Source organism: Shewanella sp. SW24, from assembly GCF_025653395.1.
Classification (GTDB): domain Bacteria; phylum Pseudomonadota; class Gammaproteobacteria; order Enterobacterales; family Shewanellaceae; genus Shewanella; species Shewanella oncorhynchi.
Window position 1 is genome coordinate 1 of record NZ_JAKKSH010000041.1, and the last position, 24,310, is coordinate 24,310.

21 protein-coding genes are annotated in these 24,310 nt (G+C 43.9%); 9 read left to right on the plus strand and 12 right to left on the minus strand.

Annotated features, from left to right (window positions below):
• Positions 1 to 526: 526 nt before the first annotated feature.
• Positions 527 to 1,954 carry a cytochrome c oxidase accessory protein CcoG gene (gene ccoG / locus L5M17_RS21305; RefSeq protein WP_105250769.1) on the minus strand — a complete coding sequence of 476 codons (1,428 nt, stop codon included), beginning with the start codon at positions 1,952 to 1,954 and terminating at the stop codon, positions 527 to 529.
• Between the two features lie 91 nt (positions 1,955 to 2,045).
• Between ccoG and L5M17_RS21310 the strand changes: the two genes are divergently transcribed.
• From L5M17_RS21310 to L5M17_RS21320, 3 genes are all read left to right on the plus strand, one after another.
• A complete protein-coding gene (locus L5M17_RS21310; protein WP_263149087.1) occupies positions 2,046 to 2,396 on the plus strand; it encodes a hypothetical protein in 351 nt (116 codons plus the stop codon).
• A gap of 124 nt (positions 2,397 to 2,520) precedes the next feature.
• Entirely contained in the window at positions 2,521 to 3,426 is a 906-nt protein-coding gene (locus L5M17_RS21315) for a 1,4-dihydroxy-2-naphthoyl-CoA synthase (RefSeq protein ID WP_198573704.1), read from the plus strand.
• Between the two features lie 183 nt (positions 3,427 to 3,609).
• Positions 3,610 to 3,813, plus strand: a complete 204-nt coding sequence (locus L5M17_RS21320) for a DUF2061 domain-containing protein (protein ID WP_105250772.1) — start codon at positions 3,610 to 3,612, stop codon at positions 3,811 to 3,813.
• A 283-nt stretch (positions 3,814 to 4,096) separates the two neighbouring features.
• Here the strand turns inward: L5M17_RS21320 and L5M17_RS21325 are convergent, their stop codons facing one another.
• Together L5M17_RS21325 and L5M17_RS21330 are read right to left on the minus strand one after the other, a co-directional pair.
• Positions 4,097 to 6,703, minus strand: a complete 2,607-nt coding sequence (locus L5M17_RS21325) for a S8 family peptidase (protein ID WP_263149089.1) — start codon at positions 6,701 to 6,703, stop codon at positions 4,097 to 4,099.
• 29 nt (positions 6,704 to 6,732) lie between these two features.
• A complete protein-coding gene (locus tag L5M17_RS21330) occupies positions 6,733 to 7,707 on the minus strand; it encodes an AAA family ATPase (RefSeq protein ID WP_172591449.1) in 975 nt (324 codons plus the stop codon).
• Positions 7,708 to 7,751: 44 nt separating this feature from the next.
• On the opposite strand from L5M17_RS21330, the gene L5M17_RS21335 reads away from it, so the two are divergent.
• Positions 7,752 to 8,138: a helix-turn-helix domain-containing protein gene (locus L5M17_RS21335; RefSeq protein WP_172591450.1), complete on the plus strand. Its 387-nt coding sequence runs from the start codon at positions 7,752 to 7,754 to the stop codon at positions 8,136 to 8,138.
• Here L5M17_RS21335 and L5M17_RS21340 read toward each other — a convergent pair.
• The 7 genes from L5M17_RS21340 to L5M17_RS21370 form a co-directional block, all read right to left on the minus strand.
• Positions 8,135 to 9,730, minus strand: coding sequence for a Tn7-like element transposition protein TnsE (locus L5M17_RS21340; protein WP_172591451.1), 1,596 nt, complete (start codon positions 9,728 to 9,730; stop codon positions 8,135 to 8,137). The genes L5M17_RS21335 and L5M17_RS21340 overlap by 4 nt on opposite strands.
• On the minus strand, positions 9,727 to 11,235 hold the full coding sequence (locus L5M17_RS21345) for a TnsD family Tn7-like transposition protein (protein WP_172591452.1): 1,509 nt from the start codon (positions 11,233 to 11,235) through the stop codon (positions 9,727 to 9,729). The genes L5M17_RS21340 and L5M17_RS21345 overlap by 4 nt, the downstream gene beginning before the upstream one ends.
• A 1-nt stretch (position 11,236) precedes the next feature.
• On the minus strand, positions 11,237 to 12,895 hold the full coding sequence (locus tag L5M17_RS21350) for an AAA family ATPase (RefSeq protein WP_172591453.1): 1,659 nt from the start codon (positions 12,893 to 12,895) through the stop codon (positions 11,237 to 11,239).
• Positions 12,895 to 14,976, minus strand: coding sequence for a Mu transposase C-terminal domain-containing protein (locus L5M17_RS21355; RefSeq protein ID WP_172591454.1), 2,082 nt, complete (start codon positions 14,974 to 14,976; stop codon positions 12,895 to 12,897). Before L5M17_RS21355 ends, L5M17_RS21350 begins: the two co-directional genes overlap by 1 nt.
• Positions 14,960 to 15,790, minus strand: coding sequence for a TnsA endonuclease C-terminal domain-containing protein (locus tag L5M17_RS21360; RefSeq protein ID WP_172591455.1), 831 nt, complete (start codon positions 15,788 to 15,790; stop codon positions 14,960 to 14,962). Before L5M17_RS21360 ends, L5M17_RS21355 begins: the two co-directional genes overlap by 17 nt.
• Positions 15,791 to 15,894: 104 nt before the next feature.
• Positions 15,895 to 16,191, minus strand: coding sequence for a hypothetical protein (locus L5M17_RS21365; protein ID WP_172591456.1), 297 nt, complete (start codon positions 16,189 to 16,191; stop codon positions 15,895 to 15,897).
• A gap of 328 nt (positions 16,192 to 16,519) precedes the next feature.
• Positions 16,520 to 17,413 carry an MBL fold metallo-hydrolase gene (locus L5M17_RS21370; RefSeq protein WP_041412661.1) on the minus strand — a complete coding sequence of 298 codons (894 nt, stop codon included), beginning with the start codon at positions 17,411 to 17,413 and terminating at the stop codon, positions 16,520 to 16,522.
• A gap of 137 nt (positions 17,414 to 17,550) precedes the next feature.
• On the opposite strand from L5M17_RS21370, the gene L5M17_RS21375 reads away from it, so the two are divergent.
• Positions 17,551 to 18,501, plus strand: coding sequence for a GlxA family transcriptional regulator (locus L5M17_RS21375; RefSeq protein ID WP_172591457.1), 951 nt, complete (start codon positions 17,551 to 17,553; stop codon positions 18,499 to 18,501).
• Positions 18,502 to 18,606: 105 nt separating this feature from the next.
• On the opposite strand, the gene cadR is transcribed toward L5M17_RS21375, so the two are convergent.
• Complete coding sequence (cadR, locus tag L5M17_RS21380) at positions 18,607 to 19,014, minus strand: Cd(II)/Pb(II)-responsive transcriptional regulator (protein ID WP_004364961.1); 408 nt, start codon at positions 19,012 to 19,014, stop codon at positions 18,607 to 18,609.
• A gap of 95 nt (positions 19,015 to 19,109) precedes the next feature.
• Between cadR and L5M17_RS21385 the strand changes: the two genes are divergently transcribed.
• Genes L5M17_RS21385 through L5M17_RS21395 form a run of 3 tightly spaced genes read left to right on the plus strand, consistent with a single transcriptional unit; the run spans position 19,110 to position 21,833 of the window.
• Positions 19,110 to 20,006 (plus strand): cation transporter, encoded by an 897-nt coding sequence (locus L5M17_RS21385; protein WP_004574643.1) that lies wholly within the window; start codon positions 19,110 to 19,112, stop codon positions 20,004 to 20,006.
• A gap of 3 nt (positions 20,007 to 20,009) precedes the next feature.
• Positions 20,010 to 20,522: a signal peptidase II gene (gene lspA, locus L5M17_RS21390; protein WP_004863699.1), complete on the plus strand. Its 513-nt coding sequence runs from the start codon at positions 20,010 to 20,012 to the stop codon at positions 20,520 to 20,522.
• Positions 20,523 to 20,543: 21 nt separating this feature from the next.
• A complete protein-coding gene (locus L5M17_RS21395; RefSeq protein ID WP_263149099.1) occupies positions 20,544 to 21,833 on the plus strand; it encodes an ISL3-like element ISPpu12 family transposase in 1,290 nt (429 codons plus the stop codon).
• 360 nt (positions 21,834 to 22,193) lie between these two features.
• On the opposite strand, the gene L5M17_RS21400 is transcribed toward L5M17_RS21395, so the two are convergent.
• Positions 22,194 to 22,985, minus strand: coding sequence for a Crp/Fnr family transcriptional regulator (locus L5M17_RS21400; protein ID WP_263149101.1), 792 nt, complete (start codon positions 22,983 to 22,985; stop codon positions 22,194 to 22,196).
• 378 nt (positions 22,986 to 23,363) lie between these two features.
• On the opposite strand from L5M17_RS21400, the gene L5M17_RS21405 reads away from it, so the two are divergent.
• Complete coding sequence (locus L5M17_RS21405; protein ID WP_263149103.1) at positions 23,364 to 24,305, plus strand: DmsE family decaheme c-type cytochrome; 942 nt, start codon at positions 23,364 to 23,366, stop codon at positions 24,303 to 24,305.
• Positions 24,306 to 24,310 lie beyond the last annotated feature (5 nt).

Sequence of the window (24,310 nt, forward strand, 5' to 3'; positions counted from 1 at the left end):
TAACTAAAGAAACAAACTGTACATATTACTATGAACACTCATTGTTACATTGATTTAAATTTTTGACTGCCAACCCGAAGGCTAAGCAGTTTCGATTAACTCAACACCTGTGAGTGTCCACACAGATTTCTTGTTTTATCTTGTTAAAGAGCGTTGACCACATACCGTTGCCGGCGGGTCGTGCTGATGCTTCATCAGCTCAGGGTCGTGCATTTTACGCATTTCCCGTTTCGCGTCAAGGAGTATTTTACAACTTCTTGCTGCGCTTGAATTAAGTGCTTAAAAGCGACTCAATTCAACCTAACTCGTCAGCTGGCTTTCGCTGTCTGCCGTGTCAGTGGATGCGCATTATAGGGAGCAGGAGATTTTGTGCAAGGGCTTTTTGTAGGAAAATAACGATTAATGGTTTAGACGTTTACTTATCAAACGATACGTATAAAAAAGGGGCTAAAAAGCCCCTTTATCTCGATTAAGTCTGACAATCTATATGAGTCACGCTCAGCTAGATCATCATAAATATTGTTATCTATGGACTAAAGAAGCGAGATTCTTGCTCAACTTCGACTTCTTCACCGTCGATATGAGTTTTCACTTTTATCTCGATATTAGTAACTGAACGAGACAGCTCAACCGGATCGATACCGACACTAATAGGTAACGTTAATACTTCACCACCCGCAATAGTGACCGAAGTTGGACCGTACCATTTATAGTTGTCTAATCCTTCGACACTCATAGTGTATTCGTGGGATTGCTCTGTCTTATTAAGAATCTTCAAGGTGAAGGTGTTTTCAATCAAACCTTGATTGTTCTCTCTATAGAGCTGATTGCGGTCACGAATGATGTCCATACGCACAGGCGCTATGGTCGCACTGGAGTATATAAAGACTAATATCATCGCTATCAGTACCACGCCATAACCGACAAGTTTAGGTCGCAGCACTTTTTGCTTTATACCTTCTAACTTGTTCTCGGTGGTATAGCTGATAAGCCCTTTCTCGTACCCCATACGATCCATAGTTTGGTCACAAGCATCGATACAAGCACCGCAGTTAATGCACTCATATTGCAGACCGTTACGAATGTCGATTCCCGTAGGACATACCTGCACACACAAGTCACAGTCGATACAGTCACCAAGGCCTAGCTCTTTTGGGTCATCTTTACGCGAACGCGGACCACGGGTCTCACCACGTTTAGTATCGTAACCTACGATAAAGGTATTCTTATCGAACATGGCCGCTTGGAAACGAGCATAAGGGCACATGTGGATACACATGATTTCACGCATCCAACCCGCATTGCCGTATGTGGCAAGTGTAAAGAACACAACCCAGAAGTAGATACCGCCAGAAGCATTAAGCGTAAATACATCGACATAGACTTCACGACTTGGCACAAAATAGGACACAAAGGTCATCGCCGTCATCAGTGAGAGCAATAGCCAGGCCGTATGTTTTGCCGTTTTACGCCAGAGTTTGTCAAAGCTCCATGGCATTTGATCTAACTTAATGCGTTTATTGCGTGCGCCTTCAAGTTTTTCCTCGAACCAGATGAACATAAAGGTCCATACTGTTTGGGGGCAAGTGTATCCACACCAAACACGGCCAAGATAGGTGGTCACAAAAAACAGAGCGAAGGCAGCGATCATAAACAACGCTGCAAGCAAGGTGAGATCCTGCGGCCAAATCGTTAAACCGAAGACGTGAAACTTTTGTTCGCCCAAGTTAAACCATACGGCTTGACGGTCGCCCCAAGGGATCCAAGGTAAAAGCAGGAAAAATAACATGGCAATCCAGCCCATGCGGCGACGTACGCTACTCCACAAACCGTCTATTGCTCGGACATAAATCCGATTACGAGGATTAAAGCGATCGGCTTTACTCGCATCTGGCTGGTGAATCTTAATTCGATTGGTTTTCGAATAGTCCTTGTTGTTAGATTCTGAGTTCATCGTTACAGCCTTTTACTGCTTTAATATTGGACGAAAACTAGCTTATTATACCCATATTCTTAATGGTTATTCACTTATGTTGGACTAAAAGATGAAAGGTTGGATCATATTGGCGCTACTCGCGGGTGCTTTATATTACTTATACACAGAAACAGATAAATTAGATGTTCCTATTGCAAAGACTGAGGCGATGATCAAAGAAATAGAGAATAAAGTTGACTCTATGACAGGAACAAAAATTATTAAAATCGACCATAAACTGACTAAGGTAAGAACCGACATCATAGAACGTTTATCCACATTAGAACTCGAAGCCTTCAATCAAATTCCAATGACACCCGAGTCTATTGCCGCCTTTAAGGCTAACTATTGCGGTACTATGGCACCTCAACATCCAGTGTTTAGCAAAGATAATCAGCTTTATCTATGTGATCACCTTTAATCATTACAGACTCATAGGCAAACGGGATTTTGCTATATAGCGCTAAGGTTTAGACTTAGGTGATTGACCTTATATATGATTCCGCCTAGCCTTTGAGGCATTACAGCATAAAGGCCTATGAATCATGACCCAACAAGTATCAGATATTTTTGATCCCACCTTATGGGATGAAGTCAGTGGATTTCATTTCGACGATATTACTTACCACAGAGCCAAAGCCCACGGCACAGTACGCATTGCCATTAATCGCCCAGAGTGCCGCAACGCCTTCCGACCTAAAACCGTTGATGAATTATTTATCGCACTCGACCATGCACGCCAATGGTCTGATGTAGGTTGCGTACTGCTTACGGGGAACGGTCCTTCGGCAAAGGATGGTGGCTGGGCGTTCTGTTCAGGTGGTGATCAACGTATTCGCGGCAAAGATGGCTATAAATATGAAGGCGCTGAAGAAGGCAAAGCCGATCAAGCCAGAATGGGCCGCTTACATATATTAGAAGTGCAACGCCTGATCCGCTTTATGCCTAAAGTGGTCATCGCCGTTGTGCCGGGCTGGGCGGTGGGTGGCGGCCATAGTTTACACGTAGTGTGCGACTTAACCTTAGCCTCGAAAGAACACGCAATATTTAAACAAACCGATCCCGATGTTGCGAGCTTCGACTCAGGTTATGGCAGTGCTTATCTCGCCAAGATGATAGGTCAAAAACGTGCCCGCGAAATCTTCTTCTGCGGATTTAACTACAGCGCTGATGAAGCCTTCAACATGGGTATGGTTAATAAATCCGTTCCCCATGCAGAGCTAGAAACCGAAGCATTAATGTGGGCGAAAGAGATTAACTCTAAATCACCTACGGCTATGCGTATGCTTAAATACGGCTTCAACATGACTGATGATGGTATGGTCGGTCAGCAATTATTTGCCGGTGAAGCGACGCGTTTAGCCTATGCGAGCGCCGAAGCACAGGAAGGACGCGATGCCTTCCTCGAAAAACGCGATCAAGATTTTTCAGCCTTCCCTTGGCACTACTAATTTTAGAATTGTATTAATTTACGTTTAAATGCTCAAAGCCCTCCATCGTGAGGGCTTTATGTTTTTTACAACGGATAAATAGATAAAACCGTTTAAACTAATCTGAAAACACGGCTTTTAATTTTAATGAGAATTGTTATCATCTAAACATTCCCGCTGGGAGCCTATTTAGAGAACAAGATCATGACTAAGACACTCACTTTTGCTGTACTACATTTTAGCGTCGCTTTTACCGTAACCTATTTATTAACTGGCAGCGTAGTCGTCGGTGGCGCAGTAGCCTTAGTAGAACCCGCGATTAACACTGTAGTGTTTTACTTCCATGACAAAGTGTGGAAACGCATTGAGGCAAAAAAGCAGCACGAGCTAGATGCCATTCCAGCATAGAAAGTTAAGCCACCAGCATTTGCTATTACTGTAAGTTAATCGTCATTTTGTCGTGAATCTAGATGAAAAAACCGCCAATAAAGGCGGTTGTGGGAGAGGAATAAAGTTTCATACTAACCCATTCTGCAGACACTAATTTTTAGCCGTGAAAATCGATACTGAAAAAATAAAGTATCATACTAAATCTGAAATAAGCTCCATTTCGAAGCCTTCATTAAGTAATAAAGTGTCATACCGATATAAATCTAACTACAAAGACAAAGCAGAGAGCAAATAACTATCATCAAACTGTCTGCTCCACTTCAATATTCAGTCCTAGCTTAACTTCTTCGTAAATTGGAAGGTCGCTTCCCGGAGTGTCAAGAGTTACAACCAATGCATAAGGTACATCTATTCCTTCATACCCAGCACGTCCGTTGCAATGAACTTGAATCGCGAGGAAATCCCCCTCGGTAAAGCTGGCAGCCTTGTCACCCTTTCTGACTTCATGGAATATCGTTCCATTTTTCAAGTGATGATGATAATAGTCTCCATTATCCGCATTTATAACTTTATGGGCTGGCGTAGCCCATAATTGAGCACCTCTGTAATCTTGATGGCCATGATTAACGGGTGAAAACCAAGCAACTGTTACAATTAAGCGTCTATTTACTGTTTCAGCGGCTAAACATGGAGGTAAAGGTAAACGGTACTCATGTGCCGCACCATCTCTTATTACTCCAGTGTAAATCAATGTCGCTTGATTGTTTTGGCATGCATGTATCCGGCTCTCATTTACCACTCCAAAGCCTAAGTACTGATTTAATTCAGACTTAAATGTACGATTATTCTCTTTGGTCTTTAACAATTGCTCTATGACTTCTGTCGCTTGCTCCATGTGCTCCGCACCATGCGCGAGCAGAGCCTTGAGAATCAAGGCGTCTGAAGCATATGATAACGCTTGCTGATCCCCAAACTCTTTAATGCTGATAAGTGTTTCATAGAGAAATGCAAGGCGTCGTGTAGCGAGTGCCGCAGCATTGCTTGTGCCAGTTGTAAATCCATATGTATTTAACGCACCTGGTAAAGATGCAGGTAGGGCTGTTTTTACTCCTGGTCCAAAACGAACACTCCTGGCAACGTCAAGGACTACATCCTCATTCACTAGCATCGTTTTGTTAATATATGTCTGACGCCCACCTGGCATTAACAGTTCTGGCTTTACCGAATTCTTCTTACCTAATGTGACAGGGCTTATTGGACTAAATAAGCCAGGCGTAGTAAACACATCAACCTGATTAACTGGTATAGCTCCTTCAAATTGATCTTGGTGGGAGGATTTCACTGTTATTGCATTTATAGCTTCGGCAGGCGACATCATCCTCCGCTCATGCTTTTGCTTTGCAATTGCTTTGAGCGTCCTCTCTTCCAATTCTTCAGGCGTTAAAGATTTAAAATCATGTTCTTTGATACCGTCCAAGCATATGCGCTGAGTCATATTACCCGCACTAACAACAAACAAAACGCCATATCGAATAGAAAGCCAATCCAGCATTCTCGCCCAAGGGCTCATCTGAGTATCAAATAACCTATATGGATCGCCAACGGAAAGATTTATTATGACGACATTTGGTGCAGTAGGTGGAAGGCCCCCTTCTCCTTCTTTCATACGAATGACAGCTCTATGTACTAAATCAATAGGCAAGTATGCAGATGGAATTTGCTCAAGTCTGGTTCCATCCATTTGAGTATGCTCAGGCGCAAGTATAGGCCGTACATACAACGGGAGCTCTAATGGTCTTTCTTGGCGATTATTTAAATCACCATGAATGATTATAGAAGCCATTGCTGTACCATGAACCTGCTCTGAAGGAGATTGATAAAACTGTTCTAAATCATCAGCATCATCAATTATCAGCATGCCTTTCAAAGCGTTATGATTTGATAGAGGTAGGCCATCCAGAAGGGCCACTACTGGTTGTTGATATCCCGGTGATGGGCCTTCAAAACGTTCTGAATCAGTAATGAGTTGCTCTTCTGCAGTGATAATCTTTGGAGTAATACATTGACCTAAAGGCCTAAAAAACATAACCTCATCACATCTCATTAATTCCAGTGCGGCGCCACTCGATTCGACAACATCCCTCACTTTACTTAGAGGTAATAAACCGAGTAAACCATGATAACCTATCCCATCATGGACAAAGCTTTTCGAAATACTTCCACCACACCCTAAGACGACACTTCGAATATGTCCTTCAGCTTGCCCTCTTAAAAATCCAGTTGGTCGATACCAAAGTTCTATTTCAAAAGGAATAGACTCATCAAATCCTAGCTCTGCATCCTGTAATTTATGTTGCCAATCTTCAAGAATATAGGTGCTTTCCAGCCTATCCTTGGTATCCCAAAATCTTATATCTGCGAGTTGTAAGAATGCATCTCTTAATGGTGTAAACCCTGCGTCAATTTGGCCTGTTGCAACATAACGCTTCCACATAGCAAGGAGTTTATGTAACCCAGCTTGATTACTCATCGCCAAGTAAGCATTTTTGACAACTGACTTAATTTTACCATTCTTCTCAATGTAAAAATTATCATCCTTAAAGTCTCTGTCGACTATGTGTTGAGCTAAAAGCTCAAAACCTTGAACTTTAGCTAAAGCATCAGCCAAGTTCTGTACATCGCCAGCGACCTCAAGAACGAGAACTCTTTCAGGCTGCATACCTTCAGGTGAATAAGAAAGTTGAATATGTTCTGCGAAGTGCTTCTCTAAACGTTCTACTTTTGGAATAATGCGCGCAGCTTGTGCACCCACTCCCGGAGTTATTGGAGCACCGCCCCTCCCTTGCAATTTCCCTCTTATTCCATCCGTTTTGGGTTTGTTAAAGGTAAGAATCGGCTTCATATCCATATGCAACGTCCTTTACTACTAATAAGTTATTATTTGTTTTCAGTCTTATAACGGTTGACCCAAAAGGATAGGCAATGAGAAGTAATTTCTTTTAGATTGTTTTCACTGTCCGGAAGCCCGAGCACGTACTTTCTTTGAACATCTAATGCAAACTCTTCCAACTCAGCAAAGCTCAGTCCTGATAATTTGCGCGCCAATGTGCTTGGAGCCAACCCTAAACTATGGCCAATTCGTTTTTCAAACTCTTCAAACCACTTTGTCGCCATCCGTTGAGTTGGGCTAGGTATATTAACTTGAACCTGAAAGCGTCTCCAGATAGCTCTATCAAGCATTGACTCATGGTTGGTTGCACCCACGACAACAACATGGCTTGGCAGCATATCAATTTGTTTCAGAAGTGAATTAACCACACGTTTCATTTCGCCATTGTCATTTGCATCTTCGCGTTCCTTACCGATCGCATCAAACTCATCAAAGAAAAGCACACAACGTTGGGTTTTTATATGCTCAAATAGCTTATCGATTTGCTGTGCTGTTTCACCAAGGAAACGATTAATAATGCCCTCATACTTAACAGTAAAGAAAGGGACTGACAAATGATTGGCTAAGGCTTCTGCCAAGGTTGTTTTGCCATTGCCAGGAGGACCTGACAACAATAACTTATGACGAGGCTCTAGATTATAGGAACGAAGTAGATCTCTGCGAGCATGCTCTTCAACTACCTCTTGGAATACAGAGATCACATGATCGGGAAGCGTTAGATCTGATAGAGTTTTTTGGGCGTGAATTTCATAGAATGCATTTTGAAGGTCTGCATTATGAGTAAATTTTCTAGTCTCAACTGTCGCGGTGCTTGTAAGAATATTTCTTAGCCTATCCGCTAAATGATAATGATGACGAGCCTTGGCTTCAGCCGCAATTGCTTCTGCTGTTTTTTTAAAACGAGGAAGGTCACCCTTTATTCCCGTTTCAACCAAATTTAAAACCAAATCAGCTCTAGCCATGATACACCCCAAGTTACTACGTCCTGTAGTCTATCAGTAAGAATATGAAGAAAATACATATATATCAACTAGACATTTTAATTCATTTAAAGAATAATTTCCATAATTTCCACAAACCCTATAAACACATGTTTTTACTAAGTGAACCTGAAGTCATAAAGCTTGCCATGAAAAAATCAGGCTTGAAACAGGCTGGTTTTGCGAAAAAAATAGGCAAGAGTCAGGCTCAAGTATCAAAATACATATCAGGTGATAGCAAACCATCCACAGAAATATATATTCACTGCATGAATATAATCAATTCTAGTGAACAAGGAGATGAAAGCTTGTTGGATCTGATTAATGAGGTATCAAGATTAGACGGAGATAAGCATAAACATATACGCAATGCTTTAGTTGAAATGATAAAAGCCTACAAATCAGCACGTTAAACAATTGATACGTATATTCGACTTGCCCATTTTTCAATGTCCTCTGGGGTCAACGCTCCCGCTTTATTTGACTTCTGGTGCGGTATCCATGAGTGGTTTCCCGCCCCTACAAGCTTGTCTAAATGCTCCTTAGGCCAAGACAAGGAAGCCTTTAGCAATTGCTTTTCTATCTCATATAGGTGTGACTCTATGTCACCAATTGCGCTGGCACGGATTACTTTTGTCGACAACGCCTTACTGGAATCAGATGTATCAACCTCCAATAGGTAATAACCAGTTGTTTCTACAGTGATATGAGTGACCGACAAGCATCTAGGGTTACCGTCCGTTTCCAGAATATGCCTTTTGCATTTACCAATGGCAGGCAGTTTTCTAAGTGGATATTTTACGACCTCACAGCCATGCTTTTTCTCCAGAAGATCCAACATCGCAAAGTAGCTAGTAAATTTGTCTAAATACAGATGAGCATCGTCCGTTTGCTCTTTCAAATTATCCCATTCAGCACTCGGTAGATCACCGTTTGGCCCCTGCTCTTCAGTACTGACATCGCTAGAAGCTTCACTTGGTTCCTCCGCGTCTTTTTTACCGCGGCCCACAGACTTTCTTTTCTTACTGACCTTAGATGTTTGCACTGCTCTGTCAAACTCAAACTCCGTAGTATTTTCACTTATCATGACCGGCTTATTATCACGACTTCCCTCTGCGGTTTCGTCGATATCATGATTAGGTGGGCGATCAGCTCCTGTTCTGGCTGCTCGGCCCTGTCCGTTTACTTGGGAATAAAATTTGGGGCTGAAAAATTCGATATATTCCGGTAGATCGGTAGGTATATTTAAAATGCTGGATATTTCATAGACAAACAGGGTATTAGTCTTGAGATCAAAATGCCCCTTCAGTTTCAACTTAGCTCCTTTTAGCGCAGGAGGGTTAAACCTAAAGGCCCAACGCCGGTATTGCCCCACATCGTATCCATCGTTCAATTGGTAATTGCCGATACTCTCATATGAAGGCCTAGCATCTTTGTCCATCAGCAACCAAGCGATTAATCGACGATAACCATAATCATTGAATAACTCCCAGTTTCCAGAAAAAGTTTCCAGTACATTGATGATGGTCTTATCACCATCTTGCTCAAGGGAAAACTCATTACTCAATAGATCGTGAACTACCGAAGAACGGGCTAAATAGGCATTATGGAAGAATAATGCTCGCGCCAACTCAAACTGAGGTAGGTACACCCTAGTTCCGTCAGTCAGTTGAAACACAAAACAGTATTGACCTAATTCCTTGGGTAATCGTCTTTCAAGAGCAGGACAATTTTCGAGCTTATCAACTTGCCAATTACTGGTTGTAGAGATTTTAATCGTCTTTTCAAAATCTTTACGATAATAGTCTTTGGTCGGATTAATGATGTGCTTACGTATAAGGATAGGTGCATTAGAAAGGATAATTGCATCAGGGCCGTTATCTTTACTTGGATAAATACTGAGGTTAATTCCCCATTGTTTACTATCCTTTTTACGGAATAGATCACCGATACCATTGATCCAAGTATCGTCTTTAAATCCCTTAAGATGCGTTGTACCGTTCAAATCCCAATAATTTCCTTTAGAAATAGACTTGCTTGTTCGGTGAGGCGTTCTTCGCTAAGTCCTGATTTTCTCAAAACTTGCCAGCGTTTGAGCGGCTCGTCATCCAACATAAGAGATATAACTGTTCCGGTTATTCTTCTTATTTGATATTCAAAGATATTTTCACAATAACGATCAAAAAACAATCTGCACAACGGAAGTAGTTTCAAGTGTTTTTCAATACTAGCCTTATGCTCAAGCTGGTTTAGATACCAGTTTATTGAACGTCTGGGCATATCCTGCAGTAACTCGCTCAATTCACGAATGCGTATCAGCTTTTTAACTGTATCTCGATCTCGTCTCTGCCAGTCAACTTTTGCTTTATGTTTTGGTTGCGGCATTTGATTAACCTGATTTGTTTTGAGTAACCAATCTCTGTCACGACGATAAAGCCAAGCGTAAAGATCATCAAAACCATTGAGGCGTGCTTGCTTGGTTCCTTGTATTTCTATGGCTTTTCGCCATCGATTGCGACATTCATTCAGTAAATGTTTATCTGTTCCACTCAGTATCTTGCTCGATTTTTTCTTATCTGGCTTGAGCCGCATAACAGTATCGATGACACTTGCCAGCTTCCATCTAGGTTCTAAGAAGGCATGAAGTACAACTAAATGCTCTAAGTAGCTAAAAGCCTTACGGTGTTTACGAAATATACTTTTAAGCCAATTAGCTTCGTCATCATTTGGCATTAGCCCATATCGGGAAAGCCAGTTTGTGCCCCAAAAACTGAGGACTTTGTCACGGATAAGGTCATGACGTATAAAAGAGCCACGAGTGCATAAATGGTTAGCTGCTAGATTGGCGTACCAAAGACTCCATTGTGAGAACTCTGGTGCAAGCACAACACCTAGGTTCAATAAGTCATTAATACTTTCAGCAAGCAAGTTGTATTGCCATTCACCTTGAAGCTGTTCAACCTGAGGGCAGATAGTCAAATCAGCGGCTAAAAACTCATGCCTATGCACATCGTGGCGAAATATTTGTGAATCTATGAGCTTGCCATGAACAAGGCAAATTTCGGAACCAGCAACTTGCCAATCGCGCCGCCAATAGCATTCTCCATGTTTGCTTAACTGCTCGAGCATACAAGCTGGACAATATCTTAGGTATTTAGGCTGTCTTATACGCGAAGCCGCCACCCCGACCGAGAGATGAACAGAACTTTTACTGTTTGCCGTAAGCTCCTTAACTAGAGCTATCCGTTTTATTTCGCCTACGAAAGGTGCATACAAAGGAAAAAGAGTATTTCGATAGAGCAAATCGAGCGGTGTAATCTCAAGTTCTTTAGGATAGAGTGCTGCGATATGTTGTAGGTGCGATGGCAAATCTGACGAAGCAATGATCTTAGTATCACTGAATACTTCAAATAACAGCTCCTTCGGCGAAGCTATGCCACAGTGGCTCCCATGCCTCGCAATAGTGCTGTATAGCAGTTCATCGCGATAAGGCAAAGGAAAGCCCAACATATCAGCCTACTTTCTTCAGCCACTTAGGCACGTCGAACAATTCTTTACCGTATTTCAACTCTTCGTAAAGCCGCCCTTTGCCAGCCTGAGAGAATTTGAACCTCAAATCTTCGGAAGGCAGTGTATGCCAATCCGAGGGCTTAATAGTCTGAGTTTTGACCTTTTTAGGAGGTTCGGAAGGCTTCGAATACCAGTCCAGAATAATTCTGCTTAGCTCAGGAAGAGACAAATTGGGATGCTGCTTGAAAGCATTAATAATCAGTGGCTGCAACAATGCAGAGTCGCATCCCATAGCCTGTAACATGGTATACAGCCGCATAGCTTTCTCATCACCGGCAAAGGCCGCTTCATTTTCTTTTTCGCCCTGCCGCTCTTCAATTAATCTCCTTAGCTCAATAAGGCGCTTATCAATCCCAGGTAACTGTAAATCTGAATATTTAACGATAAGCTGAGGATCATCTCTACGTAAAGCGTCCAACATGGGATGTACTGGCTTTAACTCTTGCTCATATACGGTCCGCAACAATTTAGTGGTGATCCGCTCCAACCCTGTAGAAATGGCTCGCATCTGTGCAAGCACAAATATTTTCACGACTATATCAATTACACCCTGTGACAAATCAAACCAACAATCGCGAATTTCGTCACTCAACACCTCATCACGATTACTCAACCACTGGTATTGCCAAAGCTTGTCAGTAAATGCCTGCCATTCGGTTCTTCTCGATTTTCCTGTAGTCGGATCTGTTTTAACTAAACCTTGTTGCATAGGCTCCCAAAACAGCGAACCGAACCCAGCACTGCGTCGACCAGCCTGAAGTTCCATTTCAAATATAGGCCTAGCTTTAGGCGTACCCACCATCACAACTGGCACCCCAACCACGTTTACAAGCGCAACAAAAAACTCCAGCATCGCTTCTTTGCTTATCGAACGCTTCAACGTTAATCGTTGAATTTCATCTATGACCAAAACACCTATTGCCCGCTGTGTTGCCACCTGTCCCATAAGAGAAAGCAGGACTTCTGTACTATGGCGTTTGCGTGCATACTTTTCCTCATACCCAGTATGGAGGGTACGATCAACTTCGCGGAAAAAATTTAGGCATAAACTCTTCAACGAGCCATCTGACGGGCATTCGATTCTCAGATAGGGCATCTGAATGAAGTTATATTTTTTGTGATAAATGACTTGCGGATAAGTCGCGAGAATACGATTAATAGTCGAACTCTTTCCGCTACCAGAACAGCCAATCAATGACATGCTCTTTGCCGTCGAGTTCGATTGTGTAAAACGAAAATCGTTCGTAGCTCCTGACATAATCCTTTGGTAGCCTTCCTGCATCTTCTGATTCAGGGAACCGTCCGCTATATTACGCCCCACATAACCACCGCGGATCATGACCGATATTTTCTCTTCTAACTGCTTGTGAATTGACAGTGGCTGAAAAAAATCATCGAGTAGAGCACTAATCTCGTGAGCACGTATATGTCCCTTTACATAACAGTCCTTAGGGTTGAACTCCACCTTACCTGTTAGCTTGACCTTAAGGTCTTGTAAATCCATTATCGGCGGCAGAGCCTCTATCAGCGGATTGCCCCGATAGCGTTCGAGACCAGGATCGATGTAAACGGCCTCGACAAAGTTATCTGGTAATGACATCAGTCATCCTCCCCAAACAGTTCATCGATATAATCGGGATAATCCAAGTCCGGCTCAGGGTTTACAAGGTGGATCACCTTACCTGGCTTTCTATTATCCTTTGTAACGGGATTGTGCGCCTTCTCAGCTCTCTCCCTGGCCTTTTCTTCCCGCTTATTCTCGTTGATAGCACGTATCCGCTCCGCATTGGAGATCCCCGAAGTATCAGGTGCAGTCTTCTCCGCTTGAGCTATCTTATCGATGACAAATTGCTCATGTTGCCGTTTCTTTGCCTTAGACTGCACACGAGCTTGCCCAGTCGTCATTTTCTGCTCATCACGAAGTTGCCATACATCCCAAAACGAAGCGCCTTGAAACTCTCTTGATCGGTCAGCCAAGTTGCATACCCAATACTTGTTATTACCCTTTTCAGGAAAAAGGTAAATTCTATCGGCAACAAGTGGATCGTAAGCAGCTTCCATATTGGCTGGACGCTTCACATCCTTCCCTCTATGCGTCCAACCCAACTGCAGCAATTCAGAAGACGTATAGTAAATACCGAATAGGCAAACTCCCAACTCAGATAAAGTGGCCGTTTTTCTTGGAAAAAGGGCGATACGAAGCGCATCTTCATCAGCTTGGTGCAAGCGTCCGGTTCGATGCTGTAAACCCCAGTTCCACAAGTGAATAGGGGTTGTAGACAGATCAGTCGGCATATCTGAATCTCTGTCATACTTTTCAAGTATTGCGTACTGATTATGATAAAGCACTGATGAGATAATGATCTGAGAAAACTCTTTTACCGTTAGCTTCGCGTCTAGCCGATAGTCGTTTCCACCTCGTTTTTTTACCATAGTACCCGAGACATAACCTGGTACAAACGGACCAAAGGAAGCCTGAATAGTTTTGAAATTACGTTCAACAATACCTTTTGCATCACCTCGGTAGGGCGGCGTATTTTCTATTCTGACTGCAAAATTGCTCTCTAAATTCTCAATCTGATGACCTAGTAGCTCACCCCTATCAGCTAGAATGGCATCCGGTAGGCCTACACTAGGCCAATCCTCCGATGCAATATCAAAACCCAACGCTTTGCAGTATGACGTTTTATCGGTAGCAGCCATAAACAAAGCCTGCATAGCTGCAGCATAGGAGGCATTTTCAAAACCAATATAGAAACCAACAATCATTCGGCTGAACACATCAATAACCATATAAACAACGGGACGGCCGACGATGTTTGCCCTCTCACTATCTGATACAAGATAAAGATCAGCTATGGTGGCATCTATCTCGTAACGAGATCCTGGTCCAAGCACTTGAGTATTGGCAGTACTATGAAGGGGCCTGATATCTTTATTATATTCAACGTTCGACACACGCTTTCTTAGCTTTTCAGGTTGAGAATACTCGCGCTTGTAGAAGTGCATCATCTGCCAGTTACTGGGCAATTCTTCTTGAGGCGTATCAGGAAAATAATTTAAATACAGAGTCTCGAAACGACGATGAGCATAAGGGAACGAATGGCCCTTATCTTTCAAGAGATAACGGTCAATTGCGATACGAAAAAGACGTTCAATAAATTCATCAATTTTAGCCCCGGTTCCTGGCTCATATTTACGCGGACGCCCAAGCTTTTTATCCTTGGCCACCCGGCGTTTGCCCTTGCCACCGGAATTTTTATAATCAGGTAATAGAGCGTTCGGCGTCTGCCCACGCTGCCAGTAACGACGTGCCAGCCGATATAGCGTCTGTTTAGTTGAACCATGCTCAGCAAGGATGCCTTTGATAACCGCCCCGCGGCTTTGAGGCCTATAAAAGTCTGGTAGAGCAAGCAATGGTTTAATTAATGCGTAGTTTGTATCGCGCTTGGTTCTAGCAACACCACCTTCAATAGGTGTTTCGAAGGAAAGTTCTTTATACGGATCATTTATACGTTCAAGATTTTCCTGATCAATTGCCCTTATCAGTTCGCTCGTCAATATTAATTCAGGAAAAGCAGATGCGTCATCGATATCTATCCATACCAAATACTCGCCGAGTTGCTGCAGAACTCGATATCTGCGCTCACCAAACTTAAGAACCTCATTGATTCGAAACAAGGTATGCCTCCCTGATAAAACCTAGCTCTCCAGCGTTCAAATCACACGCCTTGAGTTTGGTGGTCGGAATGAAGATATCGAAGGAGAAATAGCGCTTGGCCAGCAAGCACCTTACTTCGTAAAGCGATTCGCCGAGCGGCAGATCGTAAGCCGCATCCAATTCCTTGCACAAGGCGAGTACCGTCTTATTAGGATTCTTTTTGAAATGATGAGCATAGAATTCGATCTGCTGCAGTGCCAACTCTACGTCCTCAGTTTCTTCCCTTTGTGCCGAATAGAGCCATTTGATGTTTCTAGTCACCACATCAGGCACGTTTTGTTCTGTTATCAGATACCAAGGCAAGGTTTTCTCCTGCCAATAGAGACGCTCGAGTTCAACTTTTTCGACAGTTCTCACATCACTCAAAGCCGAGGAATGCTTTGCCTGCAATACAAACCTTGACTCTTCTTCATCGGTAGAATCGACCAAAAAATCCGACGACATGTACTGATCAATACCCGCGATATTTGGATGTTTGATCCCAGCGTCGCTCGCCAGTTGGCGGGTGATATCGCGCTCAAGCGGAAATTGCTCGCGGATCTGGGTGACTTCGCAGTGCCACTCCAGCATAAGGAATACTGAAAGCTCGAGATCGGAAAACAGGTGATGGGTTCTTTGTGATTTGTGGCCAAATACACGATGAACACGCCCTAAAGATGGAAAATCCCTAACAGTTAACCAAGGTTTGTAGTCTGCATGCAGGCCACTACCTCGACCTTCCTTTATCCATTTGGCAAATTGCTGCTCTGAGCAGCCCTTTAATCGTGAAGCCATAAAAAAACCACCGATATTAGCTCGTTAATCGAGCATAATGACGATGGTTTTAGTATGCAACTTTATTACCTCTCTTTTTTAGGGCTGATGACCTTATAGTACTATCAACCTAAACGGTAATATTGGTGCTTTCTTTTTGAGTTATGCTTCCAACTTTTTGCTACATCAAAGACATGTGAAGGGTAATCATCCCAAGAATCTGCTAGCAGTTTCCCACGAGCAGCACGAAGTTTAACTGGATACCCCTTGCATTCAATCAAATGCATAAAGTAAAAACTTTTCTCTTGTTTAGTACTAAAATATTTATGTAAACCGCTACGAATAGTGGGATATCGCCACCATAAATATTTTGAATGTTCCTCATTTATAGTCTGTATGTAATGTGATTTTAGCTTTTTCATACACCCTCCAGGTTTACGTTACCTAGAAGGGGTCCTCTTCAAAATAGTTCATAAATTCACTCTTGCTTATATAATATATAAATCAGGCCCAATGACGGCCTGGACTCCCAGGCTCCAAACCAACTGGACCACCTAAAGCACCTTGCAACTTTCTCTTTCTCTTTCTCTTTCTCTTTCTGCACCATGCTATCGCAATTTTATCAAACACATCTGCTGGAATTTCAGCGTCCAGCCTTCCGAAAAATTTACCCTCAGCATTTGTAGTGGCCAACTAAATTTGACCACTACATTCTTATGTCATTGCAGGGAAACGATAAGGTGGACTACATTACAATTTCAACGATTCACCATCTTCAGGAATTAATACTTGTTTTTCTATGCCTTTTTCTTCCACGAACTCCCTGAGCTCTTTACGAGTCAATGCTGCGTGATTAACCGTATCCATATGCACAGCAATAATGTTCGCTTGAGGAGCATGTTTAATAGCCCTTACCGTATCTTCTTTCCCCATGATAATTGAGCCTTTAAGATTTTCCATTCGAGCATCACCAGTGTTAAGCACAACGAATTCAGGCTTAAATTTATGTAACGCATCCTCCACTTCATCGCGCCAAATAGTATCACCGACAAAATAAACAGTGTTGTAGTTGTCAGCCTCTAATATGACGCCCATAGCCTCTCCTAGTGCTTTAGCTAACGCTGGGATTGCATACATTTCATCCGTGCCATGCTGCCCACCCGTTTTGGTTAAACTAATGCCATTGAACTGAGTTTTAATTCCTAACACGCGCACATCTTTAAAGCCTTGAGCGCGAATAGTATTTGCATCTTCTTCATTTTGAACAAATAAAGGCATCGTTTTAGGAATTACACTTTGTGCTGCATCATCCCAATGATCAAGATGTGTGTGAGTGACAATAACGGCGTCTACATTGTCAATTACAGCTTTAGCTGACATGGGTAAATCGATCATTGGTATACGTATTTCACTACGGTAAGTACCGGCAAAACCAGGATAGGTATCTTTCTTTGCCAGCATAGGGTCGATTAAGAATGTTGTGTCACCATAAGTGAGTTTAGATGTTGCATTTCGGATATGCTGAAAGTGAATCTGCTGTGGTTCTGAATGCAGCGTTGGAGCCGATTCAGCTAATGCATTGGTGCTATTTATGATGGTTGCAAGCCCTAAGGTAAGTAGAATGGTGATAGCTTTGTTTTTCATAATGTATCTCTTTGGCAGTTGATAAATATGAGACATTATCCTCAGTATTTACGAGAGGTAATATTGACCCAAGTGACAAATATCGAAACAATTGGGCCAAATAATGATATGACTATTCACTTGGGAGCGCTTTGCACATGCAAGTACCAACTGTCGCTTTGATTCTCTACCCTCATTTCAGCGTGTTTCATATCGCTGTGCCTCAAGCCGTTTTTTCGATGCGGCCAGATGGCAAATCCATTTTTAACTTAAAGATAGTGTCAATTGATGGTAAGCCACAACACACTGACAATCGGATGACAGTTCAGCCTGATGGTGGATTAGAACTCGTTGAGTTGGCAGATATAGTCGTCATTCCAGGGTGGCATGACCTAGACAGTGCGCCTACTTCTAATATTTCTGAAGCATTGGTTAGAGCTCATGCAAGAGGAGCTATGGTCGTGGGGCTTTGCTATGGTGCTTACGCATTAGCCTACTCAGGGCTATTAGATGAAAAAGAAGCTGCTACTCATTGGATGGCAGAGGACGATTTTACTGTTCGTTTTCCAAATATAAAGCTAAATACGAATGCACTTTATGTTGAAAGTGACCGTGTAGTCACTTCAGCAGGTACTGCTGCCGCTTTAGACTGTTGCTTGTATATTGTGAGGTCTTTTTATGGGACAAAAACAGCGAATAAAGTTGCACGTATCTTAGTTGTACCTCCGCACAGAGAAGGCGGTCAGGCACAATTTATTGCACAACCTATCCCAAAATCAACTCAAGATGCAGAGGTCAATAGGTTACTGGATTATTTACGTGAAAACCTCGACAAACAATATTCCATCGCTGATTTAGCAGATCAATTATTTATGAGTCGCCGTACCTTTACTCGGCATTTCAACAACGCTACCGGTATGTCATTTGGAAAATGGCTTGTAAGTACTCGTCTGCAACGTAGCCTTGAGCTTCTTGAAAGTACAAGACTTTCTGTAGAACAAGTGTCTGAAATGGTTGGTTTTCAGACTGCAACGTCATTTAGGCAACATTTTAATCAACGTTTTCACGTTAGCCCAAGTGCTTGGCGTAAAACGTTCGCAGGAAGTTAATGGTGTTCAGAAAATTAAGGGTAAGCGGATTAAATGGTTGATCTTACCTTTGCATGAGAGTGAGACAGACCGGCATCTCATCGGATTATCTGGTTGATGCTTCACCTACTGCTGGTGCATGTTTCCTTCGCTAATTCCAGCAAGAACCCCACACGCCTCAACTTCCCGGTCATCGTTGCAACTCGCTCTCAGTGAAACGAGTTGTTTCTCAAGCGCTTGCAGAGCGGTTATCTGCGACCGCACATGAGAGATGTGATCATCGAGCAAGGCGTTGACGGCGGTACAAGGCTGATGAGGGTCGTCCTGATAGCTCTGTAGTTCGTGAATCTCAGCCAGTGACAGGCCCAGGATTCTGCAGCGACGGATGAAGGCCAGCCCCTCACCATGCTTCTCGGTATAGACACGGTAACCGTTGTCCTGCCGATCAGGCGGCGGCAACAGGCCCTGCTGTTCATAGAAGCGGATCGTCTGTGTTTCGACCCCTACCAACTGCGCCAACTGACCAATGCGCATCAGCCTCCTCCCCAACGGATTCTTTACTCTATTGACATTATAGTAGCTTTATAGTTTTAAATGGTACCACAACATTGTTCAAGTGGAGTCGTATCATGAGCAAATCCTGTGGTGGCGCCTGTGGCGGTGATGCAACGTCCGCAGCGGATACCGATATACAGGCCTCCTCCGAGGCGCCAGGGAGATGGGTCAGTGTTTATGCCGTGCCGAAGATGGACTGTCCATCAGAAGAACGAATGATTCGCCTAGCCCTGAACGGCTTTGAGGAGATTCGGGCGCTGTCCTTCGACTTGTCGAACCGCCGGCTGAAGGTCGTGCATGACGGCGAGGTCGAGCCCGTCACCTCGAAACTGAAGACCTTGGGGCTAGGCGCCTCGCTTCAGGAAACCGTCGCTGCAAATCCGGAGACCATCAAGGCCGCCGAGTTTTCGGCAGCTTCTGCTAAGCAAGAATCCGGGACCCTGCGCTGGTTGCTCGGCATCAATGCACTTCTGTTCGTGGTGGAAATGACTGCCGGTCTGATCGCCCAGTCCACCGGCCTGATTGGAGAATCCCTGGACAATTTTGCCGATGCGGCGGTGTACGGGCTTGCCCTTTATGCGGTTGGACATAGCGTGAAAATGCAGGTACGTGCCGCGCATCTTGCTGGTGTACTGCAACTGATCTTGGCTGTGGGCGTGCTCGTAGAGGTGGTGAGACGCTTTGTATTCGGTAGTGAGCCTGAATCGCTGGTGATGATGGCTATCGCATTCGTCGCATTGATTGCCAATACCAGTTGTCTGCTGCTCATATCCAAACATCGGGAAGGCGGGGCGCACATGAAGGCAAGCTGGATATTCTCGGCCAACGACGTGGTGATCAACCTGGGGGTCATCACCGCCGGCGCCCTGGTCGCGTGGACCGGTTCCAATTATCCGGATCTGATTATCGGCACCATCGCGGGGGGCATTGTACTTAACGGTGCCAGACGCATTTTGGCGTTGAAGGGTTAAATAATGCTCATTATTGGCAAAAAGCTCTCGCCGTATGCCCTATTGTCCATATCGGGCCTGCTGGCAGCGTCTGATCAGGCTGTAAAGTGGCTGGTGCAGCAATCAATGGCCTATGGCGAGTATGTTTCGGTGACCCCGTTCTTTAACTGGGTGCACCTATGGAACACCGGTGCCGCATTCAGTCTTTTTGCGAATGGTGGAGGCTGGCAGCGCTACTTTTTTATCGGAATCGCGGTAGTGGTCTCGATTTTTCTGATCAAGCTGATCCTTGAAAATCGTCATAAAGGAGAAGCCATCGCTTACAGTCTTATCCTCGGTGGCGCCATGGGCAACCTGATTGACCGGGTCTTTCGCGGCTATGTTGTGGATTCCTTTGATTTCTATTGGCGAGACTGGCATTGGCCGGCCTTCAACCTGGCTGATATTGCAATTGTCCTCGGTGCCTTACTTTTCGTTTCCAGCAGCTTGTTGGGTAAAAAAGCAAACACCAATGCCGAGCCGGATGGATCTGACTGACACCTACGCCTATACAACACCATGACCGAACTTCCCGACAACATCCTTCACCTGCCGCAATACCAAGTACTGGGCTGCAAATCAACCGACGACGAAATGCACTTCCAGGTGGACGTGCCCGATCCCATCGCCTGCGAGGAATGCGGCGTGCAGGGTGAGTTCGTACGGTTCGGCAAGCGTGACGTTCCCTATCGTGATCTGCCCATCCACGGCAAGCGGGTCACTCTCTGGGTGGTCCGCCGCCGATACACCTGCCGGGCCTGCAAGACAACATTCAGGCCCCAGCTACCGGAGATGGAGGACGGATTCCGTATGACACTGCGGCTGCATGAGTACGTGGAGAAGGAATCCTTCAACCACCCCTACACCTTTGTGGCGGCACAGACCGGCCTGGACGAGAAGACGGTGCGCGACATCTTCAACGCCCGCGCCGAGTTCCTGGGGCGCTGGCACCGCTTCGAGACGCCCCGCATCCTGGGCATTGACGAGCTATACCTGAACAAGCGCTACCGCTGCATTCTGACCAACATTGAGGAGCGAACCCTGCTCGACCTGCTGGCCACCCGCCGCCAGGACGTGGTGACCAACTACCTGATGAAGCTGAAAGACCGGCAGAAGGTCGAGATCGTCAGCATGGACATGTGGAACCCCTACCGGGCAGCGGTCAAGGCTGTGCTGCCCCAGGCCCGTATCGTGGTCGATAAGTTCCATGTGGTGCGCATGGCCAACGATGCCCTAGAGAGAGTGCGCAAGGGCCTCAGAAAGGAGCTGAAACCGTCCCAGAGCCGGACTCTCAAGGGAGACCGGAAAATCCTGCTGAAACGCGCTCACGAAGTCTCAGACCGGGAGCGCCTCATCATGGAGACCTGGACAGGCGCGTTCCCGCAACTGCTGGCCGCCTACGAGCACAAGGAGCGCTTCTACGGCATCTGGGACGCCACCACACGGCTCCAGGCAGAAGCCGCCCTGGACGAGTGGATAGCCACCATCCCGAAGGGCCAAAAGGAAGTCTGGAGCGATCTGGTCAGGGCAGTGGGAAACTGGCGCGAAGAGACCATGACCTACTTCGAGACGGACATGCCCGTCACCAACGCTTACACGGAGTCCATCAACCGACTGGCCAAGGACAAGAACCGTGAAGGGCGCGGTTACTCCTTCGAGGTGATGCGGGCACGAATGCTCTACACCACGAAGCACAAGAAGAAGGCACCGACTGCGAAGGTCTCTCCTTTCTACAAGAAAACCATCGGTTACGGACTGCCGGACTTCGCAGAGGAACTCAACTACGGAGTCGACCTATCAACCATCTGAGGGTGGTATCAGATTGATGGGGTGAAGGTGCCCCATCAACCATTAAATCCGTATACCCTTTTTTAATTAATCTTGTTTAATGGGAATTTTCAATAACTTATTACAACCTTGGATCGTGAAGATTTCAACAAATTTTTCAGGTGAAAAACCTAATTAAATTGGCAATAGATTCTTCCATGATAACATTAATTAAAAACTGTCTTATAGAAAAATCAGAAATGAACATTGTAAAAATAGGTTACATGTTCACCTAGGAATTCAAGGAAATCGTAAAGTAAAATCTAATAGTTCTGTATCCACATCATGAATTAATTCACTTAGTTAAATGCTAAACACGGCCTTGTTCTCAGAGAGTCGAACTCAACCATTATTAATGGCAATCATATTATTTACTTTAAATTTTAGCATGTTATTCGATTTGCACCCACTAGCGTCCTCTCTACCTAATGGACAAGGTGATAAGTTTTTTATAAACTTTGAGTTAAAAAACATATGGTTATCCTCCTTTTTTAACAATCCATTTTTACGAAGCTTGGCCAGCATAATATCTAACTTAATTATACTTATATGTAAAATGTCCGATATTTCCTCTCTAGTTAGCTTGACATCAACTTTAAGCCATTCATCCTTAAAGTTACTGTTGAACACTGTTAACAAGTCAAAAACTAACTTTACTAACTTTTCGTCAGGAGAGGACGTTAGTAAAAAAATTGCCAAAGCCGTTTGTCTTTCCATGAAATAGTTTGAACTAAACATAAACTTAGTAAAAAGATTAATATTTGTGTGAGATAAATTGTTGATTAATCGTTTATCTATAAACGTTACTTTACTATCCCTCGCAACTATTATTTGTTTGCAACAAGTACATTTATCCTCTAAGAGCAAATGATAATCAGTCAGCCTACCTGGGATTATTGCATTTACAAATTTTGGTCTAGTGTAATCGTTAGTCCGTTTGGCATATAAAAGAAGTCCATCGTCTAAATATATAAAATTGTTTAACAACAACTGCTTACTTATCGAGCTTCCTTTGGGTAAAGTCTTTGTTACACCATTTTCATATATAAAATCCACAATGCATTTTTCAACTTTTTCGGGGAAAAATATTGTCGACTGTTCCCTCATTCTTGCGTTTAGATCTACTGCGTTCATGATAAAGCCATCTAAATAGTTACCACGTATATTAATTATAATAATTAAAACAAACTTTAAACATACCACTTATCAATTTTTATAAAATCGTGACACAACCGACACTTGATAAAAATGCGCGATGGCAATCAAAAAATTTAATCAATGGAATTTGTGACTAGCATCATCATTTATCATACAACTTCTATATGCGTATATACATATTTCTAACTAATTTATGCTTAAATCTTAAAGCGTCAAAGACATTCGTTAAATAAATGCTGATGTGCTTTTTACATACTTAAATTGATCACATTTGCAGTTATTAAATACGGATAAAAATAATGAGCTTAAGTGCTTAAGGTTAATGGTTTGCAAAATGTGGTACGAGGCTTAATAATGAAACACTTATTATCAGCAATACTGTTGATTAAACTAATTCTTTTCATTCCTTTAGCATATTCTACACCTTGGGATAGCCTAACAACTGAGCAGGTTAAGTCGACCCTGGAAGAGAAGTTTACCGCAGGTAAATATTCGCCTAAAGGTGCAGATTCTTGCCTAGTGTGTCATAAGAAAAATGACAAAGTGATGGCTATTTTCGATGGCAAGCATGGTGACATGAGCCATTCCAATTCCCCCATGGCGGGATTGCAGTGTGAGTCTTGTCACGGCCCTCTAGGTAACCATAACAAAGGTGGCAAAGAACCAATGATCACCTTTGGTCAGGACAGCAAGTTATCCGCCCCGACTCAAAATACCGTGTGCTTAGGTTGCCACCAAAATACTGCGAAAACAGGTTGGCATAATAGTTTGCATAATCTTGAGGAAATCGCCTGTGCATCCTGCCACCAGGTACATGCAGCTAAAGACCCTATCTTAGATAAACAACAAGTTAACCAAACCTGTACCTCATGTCATACCCGCGAAAAGGCGGATATGAACAAACGCTCATCCCATCCATTGAAGTGGGACCAAATGACATGTGTCGATTGCCATGCCCCCCACGGTTCATCGAATGAGAGTGCCCTCAAAAAAGCCACGGTAAATGACACTTGTTATAGCTGCCATGCCGAAAAACGCGGCCCCTTCCTATGGGAGCATGCGCCCGTAACCGAAAACTGTTCAACCTGTCACAACCCACACGGCAGTGTGAATGAGGCACTGGTGAAGCAACGCGTACCACAGTTATGTCAGCAGTGCCATGCCGATGACGGTCATGCTAGTCGCGTCGTGAGCCAGCCGAGCACCAATGCCTTTGGCGCTGGCATGGGTTGCTTGAATTGCCATAGCCAGATCCACGGTTCCAACCACCCTGCCGGCAGCAATTTTGCGCGTTGATTAAG